Source organism: uncultured Gemmiger sp. (genome assembly GCF_934561205.1).
Lineage (GTDB): Bacteria > Bacillota > Clostridia > Oscillospirales > Ruminococcaceae > Gemmiger.
This window is the reverse complement of the sequence record NZ_CAKTFU010000009.1, coordinates 73102-92098: the sequence shown is the minus strand read 5'-3', so window position 1 is coordinate 92098 and position 18997 is coordinate 73102. Positions and strand designations below refer to the sequence as shown.

Below are 18997 nucleotides of genomic sequence, written 5' to 3'. Positions count from 1 at the left end.
GGATGTCTTTATTCTAGCAAAAACTGTTACCTATGTCTCTTCTCTACCTGTTACCTATGTTACTACTCTATACAATATATGCGTCCCGTGCAGTTTACCTGTTGGGTCGATTTACCGAGATAACTGCAACGGGTGACATAGTAGTCGTGCCTACTGCACTACCCGAAAAAGTGCTTCTTTGGACAAAGTAAAATGCGGTCGGATTTCCCGACCGCATTTTTGCGCTATGGTTACATGGTGCTGCGGAATGTCTTTTTCGTCAGCAAAACGGCGGCGATGCACGCCCCGCATTCTGCCGCAGGCAGCGCCAGCCAAATCAGCGCGTCAGCGTTGGGCATCTGCGCAAAGACCCACGCCAGCGGCAGCGCCAAAACGATAAAGCGCAGCAGCGAAATAAACAGGGAATAGCCGCCCCTGCCCAGGGCCTGGCAGGCTCCCTGCAAAATGACGTTGGCACCGGCAAAAAAGAACCCGCAGGTGATGATGCGCAGCGCCAGCACGCAAAGGCGATAGGACTCCTCGGTGACAGAGAACAGCCCCACAAGCGGGCGGGCAAACAGCTGTAACAGCACAATGCCGACCAGCATAATGGCAGAAACGTACCCCAGCCCCCAGCGGATCGCCTGCGATACGCGCGTTTTCTTTCCGGCGCCGTAATTGTAGGAGATAATGGGGATCGAGGCGTTGTTCAGCCCGTAGCCCGGCATAAAAATAAAGTTTTGCAGCTTGTAGTAGACGCCGTAGGCGGTGACAGCCGATACGGAAATCGTGCCAAGGATCAGGTTCATCGCATACGACATAATGGGCGTCAGGATTTGCATAATGATGGCGGGCAAGCCGATGGCAAACATTTTTTCTAGCGTCCGCCGATGCGGGGCAAGGTAGCGGATGCCCGTATCGATTCCCACACCTTTTTTGAAATAGGCGACCGCAATGACAGCCAGCGACACAAACTGCCCGATGACCGTGGCACACGCCGCCCCGGCAATGCCCATGGCAGGGCAGCCGAAAAGGCCGTAGATCATAACCGGGTCAAGGATGATATTGGTAAGCGCCCCGGCAAGCTGGCAAATCATGGTGATGGTGGTTTTGCCCGTTGCCATCACGATTTTTTCCAGGCACATATAGCCCAGCGAACCGAAAGAGAAAACCGTGATGATGCGCAGGTAGGTGGTGCCCATATCGGCAATGACGGCATCTGTCGTCTGAGAGGCAATAAACGTGCGGGAAAAGGCAAGCCCAAACACAAAAATCAACACAAAGTAGCACAGCGTCACAAGAATGGCATTGCCCGCCGTGCGGTTTGCCTGCTCTTTATCGCCGCAGCCCAGACTTTTGGCAACCAGCGCGTTGATGCCGACACCGGTGCCGACGCCCAGCGCGATGATCAGCATCTGCACGGGGAAAGCCAGTGTCAGCGCGTTGATGGCTTTGTCGCCCATAGCCGTGACTTGTGCAGTGTCGGGAATGTGGGATACAAAAAAGGTGTCCACCACATTGTAAAGTGCCTGCCCCAGCATGGAGATCATCATCGGCGCGCCCATGTTGAGTAGCAGTTTGTTTATCGGCATTTCCGCCATTTTATTTCCGCCTTGCGGGTTCATACAAATTCGCTCCTATTCCTGTTATTTTGGGGTCATACCGTATGATCCCGATATTCTTCCTCGTTGAGGGGGATGTCCCATGTATGCAGCAGGCTATCCAAAAGCCCCGCCAGCTGCTGTTTTTTGCGCGGCGGCATCGCGCCGAAAAGCGCATCCGCATAGGCTTGCCGGTTTTTCATCGCCTGCAGGGCGGCTGCCTGCCCCTGCTCGGTCAGGGTGACGTCAATATTGCGCTTGTCCTGTGCATTTTTGCTGCGCAGGATCAGCCCGGACTTTTCCATGCCGTCCAGCTGTTCGCTGAGCGTGGCAGAGCGCCGCCCGGTCAATTCGATCAGCTCCCGCTGGGTCAGGGAACCGTACAAATGCAGCAAAATCAACAGCCGCCCCTGCCCGCGGTATTTTTCCCGCGTTTGCATCAGATACGAGCTTTGCACCAGCATCCCCAGCAGCCGCAGATTGAGTTCGCTATCCATAAAACCACCTCGAAAATCGTTAGGGTACTTGCGAATGCAGTATAGCATAGCGGCCACCATATTGCAAGGTACCTAACAAATTTTGGGACAGATACCCAAAAAACATTTGAAAAAAGCTTGCAGGAATGGTAAAAATAAACTCCGCCCGATTCCAATCGGACGGAGTTCGGCTTTACTTGTGGCAGGGTGCGCCCTATTGCGGGGCGTATCCTGTTTTTTTGTCGGACAGGCTGACCATCCAGCTGCGATTTTGGAAAATAAAAAGTGAAATCAGCAACCTGATAATTTCCTCCGTTGTAAGCAGGGCATACACCCCGACAATGCCCCAGTGCAGCACATACGCGCCCAGCAGGCACAGCGGAACGCCGATGCCCCATGTGCCAATGGTGTCAATCACCAAAATCAGCTTGGTTTTGCCGCCGCTTCTCAAAATGCCACCGCCCAGAATCATATTTTCCACCTTGACAGGTGCATACAGGGCAAACACGATCAGCAGCGTTTTGCCCAGCGCCTGCACGTCGGCGGTCACGCGATACAGACCGGTGTACGCGCCCGCAAACAGTGTCAGCAGCGCGGCAACGCACACCGAACCGACCAGCCCGGTCAGCATAATGCTGCGGGCGTCCCGGTAGGCGGCATCGTACGCTTTTCTGCCCAGCTGCTTGCCGACCATCACACCGGCGGCTGCCGACAGCCCGCTCAATGCGCCTACGATCAGGGACTGGATCGGGCAGGTGAGGGTATAGGCGGCAAGGTTGGCGGTGCCGAGATGCCCATACACCGCCGACTCGACATTCTGCCCCAAGCTCCACAGAAACTCGCTGACCAGAATCGGCAGCACCATGCCGCCGTACTTCCGCAGCGTGATGGTGGTAAAATGCAGCGTCCACAGGGGCTGCGCGCCGTCCTTTTTAAGACCCGCGGCAAAGCCCAGCAAAATCAGCAAGAAGTTCAGCAGCTGCGAAATCAGCGTGGCAATGGCGGCACCCCGAACGCCCATGGGGGCAAACCCCAGCTTGCCGAATATCAGCAGGTAGTTCAGCCCGGTGTTGGCAGCCACCGCGCCAAGGCTTGCTAAAAAGGGGATGGCGGCGTGGTCCTTACAGCGCAGCCACGCGGACAAAACCGTGCTGAGCGCCATCGGAAGATAGGCGAACGCCACGATCTGAAAATACGCGGCACCCGCTTGCAGGATGCGGCCATCGGCGGTGTAAAGCCCCAGAATCTGCTCGGGGAAGCCCCCGACAGCCAGCAAAAACAGCGACGACAGCAAAGCCCCGCAAATCAGGCTGACGTTAAGGCTGCACCAAGCCTCACGCTCATTGTCCGCGCCTGTGAATTGGGCAATCAGGATTCCCGCAACAGTGCCTACCGCGCCCATCACCACCGAAAAAATCAGCGAGAAATTGCCGCAAAGCCCCACCGCCGCAATGTTGACCTCACCCAACTGCCCGATCATAACCTGATCGACAATGGAAAAGGACGCCTGCAGCATACTTTGCAGGGTCACGGGCACGGCAATTTTGCCCAGCGATTTCATAAAGTCTGACATGGCAGTTCCCTCGTGCTTTCTCTGCAAATTAAGCTAACCGGCAAAACGACCCGCGTGTCGCAGGCGCTGCCGCTGCGCATGGCCTCCAAACAGGCGATTGCGGTCTTGGCGCGCTGCGCGGCATCCTGATGGATTGTGGTCAGGGCGGGGATGCTCTCGCGGCTGGCGGCGATGTCGTCAAAGCCGATGATCTGCACGTCCTCGGGTATGCGCACGCCCTTTACCTGCAAAAACCGCATAAATTCCAGCGCGTAATAATCTGAAACCGCAAATACAACGGTGCAGCGTAGACTTATAAAGTCGAGGAAATGCTCCTCATAAAAGAGGGTCCGCTCCTTTTGCAGCGCAGGGATCTGCCAGAACAGCGCTTCGCCCGGCGCAAAGGCGGCGCGAAAGCCGTCCATACGCTCCTTATCCATACACCGGGCATTGTCTGCCAGACACAGCGCCTTTTTGTGTCCCAGCGTTTTGGCATACTGCCCCGCCTGATACCCGCCGCCGTACTGGTCTATGGAAAGGTTGACCACCTTGGAGCAGGCGGCAAAATAGCCGTCATACACCACAAAGGAAATGCGCATCCGGCTGCGCAGTGCTTCGTAGTCCGTTTCGCAAAAGCCCATCAGAATCAGCCCGTCCATATTCCACATCGAGGCAAAAACCGGGATCTCGCGGATGTCGGACGTGGTTTTGATCATCAGAAAGTAGCCCTTTTCGTTGATCTCGTGCGAGAGGGCATTCAGAGACGACATCACATACCCGTCCTCCAGAATCCGCCCCTCGTATTTGAAGTGGTCGTTCATGACCACGCCGATGATGCGCGAGTTGTTTTGCGCCAGCAAAATGCCCGCCATATTGGGAATGTAGCCGGTTTTTTCCAGCTCCTGCTCGACCCGTTTTACCGTGGCAACGGAAATTTTCTGGGTCTTGCCGTGGATCACGTTGGAAACGGTCGCCGTGCTAAGCCCCAAAGTGTCCGCAATATCCGCGATACGAACCCGGTTTTGTTCCATGGAGATACCTCTTTCCCGTTTGTGCTGATTCCATAGTACAACACGATGGCTGGTTTCTCAAGGGTTAAACGCGTAACCAATAACAAAGTTTTGGACGGCTTTTTGTGGGAACTGACAAAAATGAGCAAAGAGACTAAACTATGCAAACCAAGACAAAGAACAGGGCGTTCCCGCGTAGGAACGCCCTGTATATAAATCGCAGATGTTCAGAATATTATGCAATAAGCGTCAGCCGTAAAATTCCTAAAATGAGCAGGTGAATCGGATAAAATAGGTAGAAAAACCATTTGGAAAATGATTTGCCTTTTTTCATACGCTGACCGTTGTAAAAGAACAGGATGCAAATGGCAGCCGTTCCCATACCGATTACACTTAGCAGGGTGTACAGCAAATTTGTGGCAAGAGGAAATCTTCCCAGTCCGCCCAAGAAATTGAAAGCCCCGAATATAATGGTGGACACGGAAAATGCAATCCGTGTGCGATACGCGGAGTTTCTTGCCCAAGCAAACAGAAGGGTAAATATCGGTGCCAGCAGTGCCCAGTCACAAAAAAGACTGATGAATACGCCGAAGATTATAAGGCAGGCTTTTGCAATCCGACTTTGTATTGTGTCAAGGGCATATAAAATCCCAAAGCACACACAAAGGGTGAACATCATATTCAAGCCATCAAACTCCATAATGCCGTTTGTGGTAAAGGCCAAACAGTAGGGAATTTCAGAAATGAGGGCAAAGACGAATAAACGTGATAGGTAGGCCTTCTTTGAATGTGTGCAATGATATCCCTCCACCAAGAAATAAATCATGGTGATTGCCGTGAAATATCCAATGGCAATAAATAACTCACATAACCATGTGCCGGGTGTCAGAAAAATAGTGGCAATATGATTGAGCAGCATAGTAAACATCGCGATATACTTTATCATATCACGATTTAGAAACTTATAGGGTTTACGGGATAGTTCTGTCTGCATCGTTGCTTTGATACCTCCGTCATTTGTTATCGTATTTACTATAACACCGGATTGTGAACTTTTTTATATCTGCCAAAAAGACAGAAAATAATTTGCAAGAATTAGGGCAATGCCGCATCCCTACGTTTCACAAAAAACACCGCCCTCTCCGTATCCCATTGCGGAGAGGGCGGCTCACTAACCTTTATATACGATCAACGCGAAATTATTCCACATCCTGCAGGGCGTCATAGTCCTGCTCACCGGTGCGAACCTTGACGACCTTTGCCACGTTGTAGACAAAGATCTTGCCGTCGCCGATGTGTCCGGTGTACAGCGCTTTGGTCGCTGTGTCGATGATTTTTTCAACGGGGATCTTGCTCACCACAACCTCGACCTTGACCTTCGGCAGCAGGGTGGCGTCCACCTCGGCGCCGCGGTACTTCTCGCCGCTGCCCTTCTGCAGACCGCAGCCCATAACCTGAGTCACCGTCATACCGGTCACGCCGATGTCGTTCAGCGCCTTTTTCAGCGTTTCAAACTTGGCAAGCTGCACGATGATGGAAACCTTGTGCATCTTGGAATCCAGCTCGGCGGGCAGCGGCGCCTCCTGCACAACTTTTACGGCTGCCGCCACTTTGGCAGGGGATGCCTTGGTGATGTCATCCTCACCAAGATCGGTGTTTTCGTTGACGTCCAACTCGGCGTAGGTCGGGTCGCTGATGGCAAAGCCGGCGTAAGCGCTGGCAAGACCATGCTCATGGATGTCCAGACCGTCCAGTTCCTCTTTTTCGGAAACGCGCAGCCCGATCGTCTTTTTGATGATCGAGAAGATGATGTACATGGTGATCAGCACCCACGCGGCAACGCTGACAACACCCAGCAGCTGGATGCCGAACTTGGCAAAACCGCCGCCGTAGAAAAGACCGCCCTCGGTGGCGAAAAGTCCGACAGCCAAGGTGCCCCAGCAGCCGTTTACACAGTGAACGGAAACCGCGCCGACGGGGTCGTCGATCTTGGCAATCTTATCAAAGAATTCTACCGAGAAGATGCAGAGCACACCGGCCACAATGCCGATGATGGCCGCACCGAACGGGTCTACCACATCGCAGCCTGCGGTAATTGCCACAAGACCTGCCAGGGCGCCGTTGAAAGTCAGGGAAACATCGGGCTTGCCGTAGCGCACCCAGGAAACGATCAGCGCCGCAACGGTGGCCAGCGCGGCAGCCAGGTTGGTGTTGAAGCAGATAAGACCTGCCGAAATCATCGTATCATCGCCGGTCATGCTGACGGTGGAGCCGCCGTTGAAGCCGAACCAGCAGAACCACAGGATGAAAACGCCCAGCGCCATGGCGGTCAGGTTGTGACCGGGAATGGCGCGCGGGGTGCCGTCCTTGGTGTACTTGCCGATGCGCGGACCGAGCATCCATGCGCCCAGACAAGCCGTGACACCGCCGACAAAGTGGACCGCCGTGGAGCCTGCAAAGTCATGGAAGCCCAGCTGTGCCAGCCAGCCGCCGCCCCAGATCCAGTGACCGGAGATCGGGTAGACGATCAGGCTGATGGCGGCGGAGTAGCAGCAGTAGGCGCTGAACTTTGTGCGCTCTGCCATGGAGCCGGAAACAATGGTGGCGGCAGTTGCGCAGAACACCGTCTGGAACACTGCGTAGACCCAGACCGGCAGCGTGCCGAAATCATAGCTGCCGCGGATGAACGGGTCAAACCCGCCGATCAGTGCGCCGGAGCCGGCGAACATCACACCGAAGCCCACAAGCCAGTAGCAGGGTGTACCGATACAAAAATCCATCATATTCTTCATCAGGATATTGCCGGTATTTTTGGCGCGGGTCAAGCCTGCCTCGCACAAGGCAAAGCCCGCCTGCATAAAGAACACCAGAAACGCGCCAACCAGTGTCCATGTTACATCTGCTGAATTGTACATACCTTGAACCCCTCTTTTCTGTGTTTGAAAAGAAACAGAAAAGACGCCGGGCAGAAATTCTCTGCCCGGCGCCTTTGCCGTTCTTTCAATGGGTATACGATACCACAGGGACGGCGATTGGTCAAGGGGAAAGTTCATTTTTTGTTCATTTTTGTGAATCTGCTGTGCAATGCGGCAAAAATCGGGGCAAAAAGTTGTGCAATGTGTGAAAATTTGTAATAGAAAAGGGACTGCCGAAGCAGCCCCTTTTCGGAGGATGTATGCTGTTATGCAAAGAAGGAGATGATAAGCGCAACGAGGAATCCGACGCCGCCGACCAGCGTTTCCATAATGGTCCAGGTCTTGAGGGTGGTCTTTTCGTCCATGCCCACAAGGCTCTTGACCAGCCAGAAGCCGGAATCGTTGAAGTGGGAGCAGACCGTGGAGCCGCCCGCAATGGCGGCGGTCACGCAAGCCAGATACAGCGGGGAGAGGGTGCTGATGCCGGGCATAGCGGCGATGATGCCGGCTGCCATCGTCATGGCCACGGTGGAAGAACCGACCGAGATGCGAACCAGCGCCGCCACGATGAAGGCGACCACAACCAGCGGCAGGCTGGCGGAGGCAACGGCATTGCCGATGACATCACCCAGACCGGAGTTCTGCAGCATGTAGCGCAGCACGCCGCCGCAGGCGGTGACCAGCAGAATCATACCGGTGGGTTCCAGCGATTTGGTCATGATTTTTTCCAGTTCCTCGTTGGAATAGCTGTGCTTATAGCCCAGCAGGAACATGGCGGCAATGACCGCGATGGTCAGGGCAACGAACGGCTCGCCGAGGAATGCCAGCACGGGCTGAATGGCAGACAGGGCGGGAACGACCTTAGCAACGGAGTTGGCGATGATCAGAACCAACGGGATCAGAATGATGCCGACGATGGTGCCGAACTTGGGCAGCTTGCTTTCGTCAATATCGGCTTGGTTGGCAACCGATTCCGGAACGGGGATAAAGTACTTGTTACCGCAGATTTTGCCCCAGACAGGACCGGCGACGATCATGGCAAAGATGCCGCAGAAGATACCGATCAGGATGACCCAGCCAAGGTCAACGCCCAGCATGGTCGCAACCAGAACGGGGCCGGGTGTCGGCGGGATAAACGCATGACCGACTGCCAGACCCGCCAGCAGCGGGATGGTGTAGAACAGCGCGGAACGGTGGGTGCGCTTTGCCAGAGAGAACGCCAGCGGAATCAGGATGATAAGACCTGCATCAAAGAACACCGGCATGGCGATGACCAGACCCGTGATGCCCAGCGCCCAAGCGGCTTTTTCGTCACCGAATTTGCGTACCATCGTGACAGCCAGCGTCTGCGCGCCGCCGGAAACCTCCAGAATCGCGCCGAACATCGAACCTAAGCCGACCAGCAGGGCAATGCCTTTCAGGGTGTTGCCGATGCCCTCATTGACTGAGGCAACGATATCGGTCAGGGGCATACCGGCGATCAGTCCGATCGAGATGGCACCGACCAGAATGGAAATCATGGCCTGCACCTTACATTTAATGATGAGAACCAGCAGAATGATAAGTCCGATAACGGCAGCAAGGATCAGCCGTGTGGGGTCAAGGGTGGCAACAGCTTCCATAAATTTTCTCCTTTTCTTTTTGTGCAGTGTTCGGCGGAGCCGTGTTACTCCATATAAGCGCCCTTCATCGGGCTGACGGCGTGCTGAGAGTAGAGTTTCAGCAGACCGCTCTTGTACTTGGGTTCCTTGGGCTGCCACTTGGCGCGGCGCTCGGTCAGAATGGCATCCATCTCGGCGGGGGTCTTGGGTTCGCCCTTGACACCGACGATAGCCAGCACGCGGTTGGGTACGTCGATTTGAATCAAATCGCCCTCCTCGACCAGTGCAATGGGACCGCCTACGGCAGCCTCGGGGCTGACATGACCGATGACGGGGCCGCGGCTTGCGCCGGAGAAACGTCCGTCGGTAATCAGTGCCACGCTGGATGCCAGCTTGGGATCGGCGCAGATGGCTTCGCCGGTGTAGAACATCTCCGGCATACCGCTGCCGCGCGGGCCTTCATAGCGGATGAAAATCGCATCGCCGGGCTTGACCTCGCCGTGCAGAACGGCAGCAATGCATTCTTCCTCGCTGTCGTAGGGCTTGGCGCGCAGGGTGGCGTGGAACATATTCTTGGGGCAGGCGGTGTGCTTGATAACGCTGCCCTCGGGGGCGAGGTTGCCTTTCAGGATGGCGATGCTGCCGTCGGTACCCTTGGCGTTGTCAAAGCTGTGGATGATGTCCTCACGGGTAACGTGGATGCCGAGGTGGGCGGTCTTTTCTTTCAGGATCTCATCGCAATGCTCATAGAAACCGTTGCGTTTCAGCTCCTCGAGATTTTCGCCCAGCGTCTTGCCGGTGACGGTCATAACGTCCAGGTGCAGCATCGACTTGATTTCCTCCATCACGCGGGGAACGCCGCCTGCATAGTAGAAATACTGGGCGGGCCAATCGCCGGAGGGGCGGATGTTCAGCAGGTAATGCGCGCCGCGGTGCATACGGTCAAAGGTGTCGGCGTCGATTTCAATGCCGAACTCATGTGCAACGGCGGGCAGGTGCATTGTGGCGTTGGTGGAGCCGGAAATCGCCGCGTGAACCATAATGGCGTTCTCAAAGCTCTTTCTGGTGATGATATCCTTGGCGGTGATGCCCTGCTCGACCAGCTTCATCAGCTGTGCGCCGGCATCGTAGGCGGCCTGTTTCAGTTCGGGGGCGGTGGCGGGCATCAGGGCGGTGCCGGGCAGCATCAGACCCAGCGCTTCAGCCATGACCTGCATCGTGGAGGCGGTGCCCATAAAGGAGCAGGCACCGCAGGACGGGCAGGCGTTGTGCTTGTAGTAGTCCAACTGCTCGTTGGGGATGACGCCGGTCTTTTCCCATGCGTCAAACTTGCCGATCTGCTCCAGCGTCAGCAGGTCATTGATGGCGCAGGCGGGGTCGTTGACCACATACTTTTTGGGCAGGGTGTGTGCTTCCATAACGCCGCCGGTCACCATAATGGCGCTCATATCCTTCAGGCGGCCGATGCTCATCAGCATGGCGGGTACGGATTTGTCGCAGCTGGCGATGAACACGCCGCCGTCATACACCGTGGCGTTGGCCTGTGCCTCGACCAGGTTGACGATGGCGTCGCGGTGGGGCAGGGAGTAGTTGATGCCGTCGTGTCCCTGTGCGATGCCGTCGCACATATCGGTGGCGAAGTAGCGGGCTGCCTTGCCGCCATGCTCGTTGACCGCCTGCACCGCCTGCTTGACGAAGCCGTCCAGATGGGCGCTGCCGGGGTGGCTGTCACCAAAGGTGCTTTCGACAAAAATCTGGGGCTTGCTGAGGTCGGAAACCGACCAGCCCATGCCGATTTTCAGCGGGTCGTTTTCGGGTGCAAGGTTGCGGACTTCCTGAGAATGAAGTTTCATAATATGCCTCCGTTTGCTGGTTGTGAGTGGTGTTCCTTTGTTGTCTTTATCGTAACACATCGTATGACTACCTGCAAGTTGTACGGGGCAGTTCCTACTTTTTGACAAAACAGTAGGTGCATATTTGCCTAATTTGCACAAAAATCCGCCGATATTTGCGCAAAAGCAAGCCTTGTGTAAAGCGTTTGGTATAAAATCGGGCAAAAAGAGGCAAAAATACATCAGACGTCTTTGGCAAAAAGATATCCCGCACAGGCATGAAGTCCGTGCGGGAAAAAACACAATAAAAAGTTTTCAGGGTAGATTTATTTTTGCCTTGCCCGGTCGGCATCGTACAGTTCTTTGATCATCCGACGGTTAAAGGTCAGGTGCATCGCCATTGCGCTGCGCGCCCCGATGGGGTCATGCGCGGCAATGGCGTCTACCACCATGCGGTGGGTCATGATTGTTTCGTCGATGAGCTTTTTGTGGGTCACGTTCACGAACATCATAACCGCCGTGTCAATGATGGGGATCAGCTGCTCCACCACCATATTCTTGCTGGACTCGGCCACGCAGGTGTGAAAGGCGATATCGTCCTCAATGTAACGGTCGCCGTCGTGAATTTTCTGCTCGACCCGTTCGCAAAGGCGGCGCAGGCGGGCAATATCCTCGTCCGTGGCGTTGTTGGCTGCCATTTCGGCAATGCCCGGCTCCAACAGCAGGCGCACGTTTACAAGGTCAAGCGCCAGCGCGGTTTTGTCCTGCACGGCGCTGAGTCCCAGCGGGTCGCCCACGCCGAGGGCAGTCGTCAGAACATAGGTGCCGGAGCCGCGCCGCACCTCCACAATGCCCTTGCTGGACAGCAGCTTGACGGCCTCGCGGATGGTGCTGCGCCCCACGCCGAACTTTTCCCCCAGCTCAAACTCGTTGGGCAGCTTGCTGCCGGGGCTGATGGGCGTATCCACAATAAAATGGTAAATTTGCTCCTCGACCTGTTCAGCCAGCAGTTTGCTTTTCAGATGCGAAAATTCGTCCATGGCAGGCACCTCGCTTTTTGCTATCAGTATAGCACGCCGTGCCGCCGGAAAACAAGCCCCTGCGGGGTGGTATTGCCCAAAGTTACAGCCACTGCTTCAGCACATCAGAGAGCTTGGCAAGCTCCAGCGGCTTGGCAATATGCTCGTTCATACCGGTATTTTTCGCCAGCTGCACGTCCTCGGCAAAGGCATTGGCGGTCATGGCGATGATCGGCACCGTTCCCCGTCTGCCGGGAAGGGCACGTATCGCCGCCGTGGCCTCATATCCATTCATGATCGGCATCTGGATGTCCATAAAAATCAGGTCATAGCGATTTTCAGGGGATTCCATAACCTTGTCGACGGCAATTTTTCCGTTTTCGGCCATCTCAACAGTAACGCCCGTCATGCCCAAAATTTCCGAGGCAATCTCGCGGTTCAGCTCATTATCTTCCACCAGAAGGATTCGCTTGTCGCTATAGTCGCTTTTGGCAAAATCCTCCAGGCAGTTTTTGACACTCTCGTCTTTCTTTCCGGACCTGAATTTCCGCAGGGTAGCGGTCAGGCGGGAACGGAACAGCGGCTTGGCAATAAAGGCATCGACTCCCGCCTGTCGGGCTTCCTCCTCAATTTCGCTGAATTCAAAGGAGGTCAGTATGATGATGGGGACCTCTTGACCTACCTGCTCGCGAATTCTTCTGGCGGTTTCGATGCCATCCATACCGGGCATCTTCCAGTCCAGGATCACCGCGAAATAGTCGCAGCATGTCTCATGGCGGGCACGGCAGCGCTCCACGGCTTCTTTGCCCGATTGCACCCATTCGCCCGCGATGCCGATGTCTTTCAGCGTTGCCACCGTGCTTTCGCAGCAGGTCTTGTCGTCATCGACCACCAGCACGGGCAGGTCCATCAGCTCTTTTTCCTGGCCCTTTTCGCTTTCCTGGAGCTTTAGGTAAATCGTTACCGTGATGGTCGTTCCTTGGTTCGGCGCACTTTTCACCGCAATGCTGCCGTTCATCAGGTTGACGATATTTTTGGTGATGGCCATACCCAACCCTGTGCCCTGCACCTTGGTTGTCCGATGGTCATCTGCGCGGCTGAACGGCTCGAACATAATTTTCTGGAATTCGGGTGTCATGCCGATTCCGTTGTCCGTAAAGGAAAACTCATAGCAGCCGAGTTCCGAAAAACCGTTGGGCTTTTCTTTGATGGAGAAAGTGATATCGCCGCCATCGGGGGTGTACTTGATGGCATTGCCCATGAGGTTTACAAAGACTTGTTGGATACGCAGGCTGTCGCCGCAGACGGCCTCGTGCTCAATATGTTCGATTTGCACCTCAAGGTTATGTTTGTGTTCATCGATGGCGGGTTTGGTCAGGGTAAGCAGGTTGTCCACCAGCTCAGGCAGGCTGAAATCCTCCTCGACAAGGGACATTTTTCCGCTTTCAATACGCGCCATATCCAGCACTTCGTTGATAAGCCCCAACAGATGGCGGCTGGACTTTGTAATTTTGCCAAGACATTCAACCACTTTGTCTTGATTGTTTATATTGGCACCCGCAATGGCCGTAAGCCCGATGACGGCATTCATCGGTGTACGGATATCGTGGGACATATTGGAAAGGAACTCCGTCTTGGCGCGGTTTGCGTTCTCCGCCGCCTGATAGGCTTCTTTCAGCGCCTTGCGGGATTCTATTTCTGCCTTTTTCTCCTGCGTAACATTCATGCAGATCCAAAGGACCTTGACGGGCTTGGCGCCTTCCCATTCCAGAGGTATAAAGGACGCAATTTTATAGGTGTTTTCGTCTAAGGAACAGTATTCAAATTTGTAGATGTCGTCCTGCTTTGACAGGTTTTTCCGGATATTTTCCGAGGTGAGCAGAACCTCCATGGACTCCAAGGGTGCCAACGTTTTGTATCTTTCCAGAACGCCGGCGCGCAGCTCGTGAAAGGCTCCGCTGGGCTTATAGGGCGTGCGGTCATTGATATTGTAAAGAACATAGCTGTCGTTTTTCAAATCCCATACCGCGAAATGATCCACCATCCGCACCATACTCTGAATCAGCTGCTCTTTGGCGGCATTGTCGGATGCCATCTGCGTGCGTCTTGCTGTTTCGGCTTTTGCCTCGGTGATGTCGCGCAGAAAAATCATGGCATATTCGGAATCTTCCATTTCGCCGCGCATAACCACGTTGCGGACCCAGCGCTCCTCGCCGTTCAGCACGATGCGGCATTCTTGGCAAAGCTCGCTTTCCAGACCTTTGAGTTTTTCTGCGATATACGCGCGGTTATAGAATTTTGTTACGGCTTTTTTATCCTGCTCGATCACATAGTTGTCCACAAAGAACTGCACCAGCTCATCCCAGGTTTCGCTCTGCTCAAAGGCAGTCAGCAGGGACGGCTCGACCTTGAAGGTATCAAAGGTGTTCTTGTCTAAATTGACATAGTATTCGCAGAGGTTCGCGTTGGTGAACGCGCGGTGAAAAGCCGCTGCCCGCTGCGCCTGCATCAGGCTTCGTTTTTCGGCGTCGATGTTGCTGATAATGCCCGCGATCCGGTGGGCAGAGCCGTTCAGGCGGCGGACGATCTCCGCCGAGGTGCGGAACCATCGGTACTGACCGTCCCGCATTTTCAGCCGGTATTCAATGGTGTATTTTGTCTGGTTGGTCTTATCCGCAATCGCCTTGTGCAGCAGCGCAAGTACACAGTCTTTATCTTCGGGGTGCAGAAGATTTACCCAGGAATCCAGCTGATTCGGAAAATCCAGCGCGTCATGATACCCCAAAAGCCGCCGGTACGCATGGCTCCAATTTACGCTGATGATTTCCCCGTTTTCATCGCAGTCAAAATACCACAGGGCGGAGCCGATGGACTGGTTCACCAAGGCGAGGTTCTCAAAATCCCAATCCATATGTACCGATATTACCCAAAGGGGCGTGCCGTCTGCATCGGCAGAGTTTTCCTTGTACAGCCGCACACAAACAGGGGAGCCGTCTGCCGTAAGGATCTGCCCCTCGCCCTCGCCATGGATCTGACGAAAGCGCTCGTTTTCGAGAAAGCTTACATTTTCCCCGTAAAACAGGTTTTTCAGCGAGCCGCCCGTCTGCTGCATAAGGGACGCGTAGCTGTAGCCCAGATTGTGCAGCAGCAGGTCGCTGACCGACAATATCGACAATTCGGCGTCAAAATACCCCGTAATGGTGCCGACACCGCCGTTAAATTGAATCGTTTTCTGCATAGCTTGCAGCGCGCTGTTTCCCAGCTTTGCCATATCAGAGGAATGGATTCCGTCCTCATAGCAATTTTTGAAGTTCTTTTTCGTTTCCATACGCTTTTCCTCAACCGTTAAACGGCATAACATATTTCAATTCAGTGTATCACGATTTTTGATTTTTGAAAAGTAGCTGTGCATGCTTTTTACGGAAAAATGGGCAAAATATTGCACAGCACAGGCAAAGGGGAGCGGGTCTTTTGCCTGCGCCGGTACGTTGACAATTCCATGCACCCGTGCTATAATTTTGAGTATTCGCTCAAACGGAAAACAACTGCCGGATCAGGCGCAGACGGAGCAGTCTGCTCCCTGTCCGGCTTTTTTGCAGGAGAAACAAGGATGACAAAGGACGAGTATCTGATCACCGATGCACCGCTGAAGGCGCTGACGGTTTTTGCTATGCCGATGATCCTCGGCAGCTTTTTTCAGCAGGTATACAATATGGCGGACTCCATCATTGTCGGTCAGTTTGTGGGGTCCTCGGCGCTGGCGGCAGTCGGTGCCTGTGCCGCACTGACCAACGTATTTATCTGTGTGGCGCTGGGCGCCGGGGTCGGTGCCGGGGTTCTGGTCAGCCGCTATTTCGGCGCTAAAGAGTACGGCAAGATGAAAACCATCGTGTCAACGTCCTTGCTCAGTTTTCTGGTGCTGAGCATCGCCCTGGGTGTTTTCGGCTTTGGCTTTTCCCGCCTGATGATGAGCGCCCTGCAGACCCCCGCCGACATTCTGGCGGATGCCGTGCTGTATCTGCGGGTGTATTTTGTGGGCTTTCCGTTTTTGTTTATGTACAACATCCTCTCCACGATGTTCACCTCCATCGGGGAGTCCAAAATTCCGCTGGGGCTGCTGATTTTTTCCTCCGTTCTCAATATTTTTATGGACCTCTGGATGGTCGCCGGGCTGGGGCTGGGCGTGTTCGGCGCAGCGCTGGCGACCCTGATCGCCCAAGGCATTTCCGCCGTGTTTTCGCTGCTGATTTTCCTGAATCGGATGCGGCGCTACCAAAGCCCCTTTCAGCGGTTTAGCGGGCGAGAGCTGCGCTCGATGCTGCGCATTGCCGTGCCGTCGGTCCTGCAGCAGTCCACTGTGTCCATCGGTATGATGATCGTGCAGGCGGTGGTCAACCCGTTCGGCACACAGGCGCTGGCGGGGTATGCGGCAACAATGCGGGTAGAGAACGTCTTTTCGCTGATTTTTGTGTCCATCGGCAATGCGGTTTCGCCGTTTGTTTCCCAAAACCTGGGCGCAGGCAAGCCCCAGCGCATCAAAAAGGGCTACCATGCGGCGCTGGTGCTGGATGTCTGCTTTGCCGTTCTTGCCTTTGCCGTCATTGAAACGTGGCACACGCAGATTTCCTCGCTGTTCCTCGGCAAGGACGGAACTGCCTTGGCGTATCAGGTGTCCGAGGATTATATGCGCTGGATCGGCTATTTCTTTATCATTATGGGCATCAAGATGGCAACCGACGGCGTTTTGCGCGGGCTGGGCATTATGCGCCCCTTCCTTGCTGCCAATATGGTGAACCTTGGAATTCGCCTGTCGGTGGCGCTGCTTTGTGCGCCGCGCTTTGGCATTGCCTTTGTCTGGCTTGCCGTACCGGCGGGCTGGCTGGCCAACTTCCTGGTTTCCTATGCGGCGCTCAGAAAATCCTGGCCGGAGGAAAAAGCAGCGCTGGCGCAATAAGTTTCGGCAGTTGCGCCGCAGCGCGGCAGTATGCTATACTGTATAAAAAAGGGGAGGAGGCACCACCGATGACGCGCATTGCCATTGTGGAGGACGAGGCTGCCGTGCAGGAGCAGCTGACCGGCTATGTGCAGCGCTATACGCGGCAGTACGGCACGCCGTTTGAGGTCACGGTGTTTGGCAGCGGCGTGGAAATTCTCGAAGATTACCGCCCGGTCTACGACATAATTTTTCTGGATGTCGAGATGCCGCACCTGGACGGTATGGAAACCGCCCGCCGCATCCGCGCACTGGATAACGATGTACTGTTGATTTTTATCACCAATATGGCGCAGTATGCCATCAAGGGGTATGCCGTGGGCGCGCTGGATTATGTGCTGAAGCCCGTGCCGTATTTTGCCTTTTCGCAGCAGCTGCAAAAGGCGGTCAACCAGCTGGCACGGCGGGTGCGCCATTATCTGGCGGTGCCTGTGGACGGCGGGCTGCGTCGGCTGGATGCAGCAGCCGTTTACTACATAGAGAGCGAGGGACACCGCATCCGTTTTTACACCGAGGACGGCGAGTTTTCCGCCCCCGGCACGCTGAAAGCGCTGGAGGAAAAGCTGGCATCGCAGCCCTTTGCCCGCTGCAACAGCGGGTATCTGGTCAATCTGGCGCAGGTATCCGGCGTGCAGCAAAACACGGTTTTGGTCGGTCCCTATGAATTGCAGATCAGCCGCCCCAAGCGCAAGGCGTTTTTGGCGGCGCTGACCGATTACATCGGGGGTGAGGGCGTATGACCGTTTTACCCGGCATCCCCAGACTGTACACGGCACTGGCAGAAATTCTGGCTGCGCTGCTGTATGCGCAGGCGCGTCCGCCCCGCACCGAAAAGCCGATGCACTGGGGCATAACCGCGCTGTGGGCGGCGCTGCTGGCAGCGTTTTTGCACCTGACGGGTCATGTACCCTTGCAGTGGTGGGTACCCTGCATGGTGACCGCCCTTGCGGCGATTTACCTGTACCTGTGGGGTACGCGCGAGATGAACTTGCGCGAGGCAAGTTATTGCTGCGCGCGCGCCTTTATCTTGGCAGAGCTGGCAGCCAGCCTGGAATGGCAGCTGCACTGCGAGCTTTGGCCGCAGTTCACGGGCGGCGAGGTACCTTCGCTGCTGCTGTTGGCTGCCGTGTACGGCGCACTGTACGGCGGGCTGTACCTGTTTGAACGCCGCCGTGTCACTGCCGTGCGCCCGAATATCTCCGTTTCCGCCACGCTGATGGCGGTCGTGATGGCGCTGACTGTTTTTGCCGTGAGCAACCTGAGCTTTATCGCCGACGAACAGGCGACAATGAGCGTGTACTACATCCGCACGCTGGTGGATATTGCCGGGGTGCTGATTTTGAGCGTCCAACACGAGCAGCTGCGCGAGGCAGCCCTGCACAGCGAGCTTGCGGCGATGGACAACGTTTTGCAGCGCCAGTATGAGCAGTACCGCCAAAGCAAGGAGAATATCCGCCTGATCAACCGACGCTACCACGAACTGAAAATGCAGATCGCGGCCATCCGGGCCGAGCGGGATCAGGCCAAGCAGAACGCCGCCTTGGCGGAGATGGAGCAGGATATCCGCCGCTATGAAGCCGAAAACAAGACCGGCAACCCCGTGCTGGACACCCTGCTGACCGCCAAAAGCCTGTACTGCCAGCAGCACGGCATCAATATGACCTGCGTGGCGGACGGTACGCTGCTGCATTTTTTGACAACGGGGGAGATATGCACCATCGTCGGCACGGCGCTGGACAACGCCACCGAGAGCGTGCTGACCGAGCAGGACCCCGAAAAGCGGCTGATCCGGGTGGCAATTTACGCGCAGAACGGCTTTGTGATGCTGCGGTTTGAAAACTACTGCACAAAGCCCGTGGAGCTTGCCCCCGACGGCTTGCCCCGCCGCAGCAGCCACGGCGGCTACGACCTGAAAAGTGTCCGCGCTGCTGCCGAAGCCCGCGGCGGCACCCTGACCCTGCACTGGGAAAACGAGTGGTTTACAGTACGGATTTTGCTGCCGCAGAAGTGAGAGATGCG

The 18997-nt window shown here is 55.4% G+C and carries 13 protein-coding genes; 3 read left to right on the top strand and 10 right to left on the bottom strand.

All coding sequences use genetic code 11. The annotated features are described in order from the left end of the window. Window positions 1-230: 230 nt before the first annotated feature. The 10 genes from Q0I19_RS07330 to Q0I19_RS07285 all read right to left on the bottom strand — a co-directional run bounded on the left by Q0I19_RS07330 (window position 231) and on the right by Q0I19_RS07285 (window position 15313). Window positions 231-1604 (bottom strand): MATE family efflux transporter, encoded by a 1374-nt coding sequence (locus tag Q0I19_RS07330; protein ID WP_294760712.1) that lies wholly within the window; start codon window positions 1602-1604, stop codon window positions 231-233. A 32-nt stretch (window positions 1605-1636) separates the two neighbouring features. After that, the gene (locus Q0I19_RS07325) at window positions 1637-2077 is read right to left on the bottom strand and encodes a MarR family transcriptional regulator (RefSeq protein ID WP_294760713.1); all 441 of its coding nucleotides are present in this window, start codon (window positions 2075-2077) and stop codon (window positions 1637-1639) included. Between the two features lie 193 nt (window positions 2078-2270). Next, entirely contained in the window at window positions 2271-3629 is a 1359-nt protein-coding gene (locus Q0I19_RS07320) for an MATE family efflux transporter (protein ID WP_294760714.1), read from the bottom strand. Continuing rightward, window positions 3614-4639: a LacI family DNA-binding transcriptional regulator gene (locus Q0I19_RS07315; RefSeq protein ID WP_294760716.1), complete on the bottom strand. Its 1026-nt coding sequence runs from the start codon at window positions 4637-4639 to the stop codon at window positions 3614-3616. The genes Q0I19_RS07320 and Q0I19_RS07315 overlap by 16 nt, the downstream gene beginning before the upstream one ends. A 214-nt stretch (window positions 4640-4853) precedes the next feature. Continuing rightward, a complete protein-coding gene (locus Q0I19_RS07310) occupies window positions 4854-5612 on the bottom strand; it encodes a TraX family protein (RefSeq protein ID WP_294760718.1) in 759 nt (252 codons plus the stop codon). A gap of 205 nt (window positions 5613-5817) precedes the next feature. Continuing rightward, window positions 5818-7533, bottom strand: a complete 1716-nt coding sequence (locus Q0I19_RS07305) for an ammonium transporter (protein WP_294760720.1) — start codon at window positions 7531-7533, stop codon at window positions 5818-5820. Window positions 7534-7799: 266 nt separating this feature from the next. Beyond that, entirely contained in the window at window positions 7800-9155 is a 1356-nt protein-coding gene (locus Q0I19_RS07300) for a gluconate:H+ symporter (protein ID WP_294760721.1), read from the bottom strand. 44 nt (window positions 9156-9199) lie between these two features. Beyond that, window positions 9200-10987: a dihydroxy-acid dehydratase gene (gene ilvD, locus Q0I19_RS07295; protein ID WP_294760722.1), complete on the bottom strand. Its 1788-nt coding sequence runs from the start codon at window positions 10985-10987 to the stop codon at window positions 9200-9202. Window positions 10988-11292: 305 nt separating this feature from the next. Further along, window positions 11293-12006 (bottom strand): FadR/GntR family transcriptional regulator, encoded by a 714-nt coding sequence (locus Q0I19_RS07290; protein WP_294760723.1) that lies wholly within the window; start codon window positions 12004-12006, stop codon window positions 11293-11295. Window positions 12007-12088: 82 nt separating this feature from the next. Then, window positions 12089-15313: a response regulator gene (locus tag Q0I19_RS07285; RefSeq protein ID WP_366012584.1), complete on the bottom strand. Its 3225-nt coding sequence runs from the start codon at window positions 15311-15313 to the stop codon at window positions 12089-12091. Between the two features lie 282 nt (window positions 15314-15595). On the opposite strand from Q0I19_RS07285, the gene Q0I19_RS07280 reads away from it, so the two are divergent. From Q0I19_RS07280 to Q0I19_RS07270, 3 genes are all read left to right on the top strand, one after another. Next, window positions 15596-16939 carry an MATE family efflux transporter gene (locus Q0I19_RS07280; protein WP_294760724.1) on the top strand — a complete coding sequence of 448 codons (1344 nt, stop codon included), beginning with the start codon at window positions 15596-15598 and terminating at the stop codon, window positions 16937-16939. Window positions 16940-17007: 68 nt separating this feature from the next. Beyond that, entirely contained in the window at window positions 17008-17718 is a 711-nt protein-coding gene (locus Q0I19_RS07275) for a LytTR family DNA-binding domain-containing protein (protein WP_294760725.1), read from the top strand. Then, window positions 17715-18989 (top strand): GHKL domain-containing protein, encoded by a 1275-nt coding sequence (locus Q0I19_RS07270; RefSeq protein ID WP_294760726.1) that lies wholly within the window; start codon window positions 17715-17717, stop codon window positions 18987-18989. The genes Q0I19_RS07275 and Q0I19_RS07270 overlap by 4 nt, the downstream gene beginning before the upstream one ends. Window positions 18990-18997: the final 8 nt, after the last annotated feature.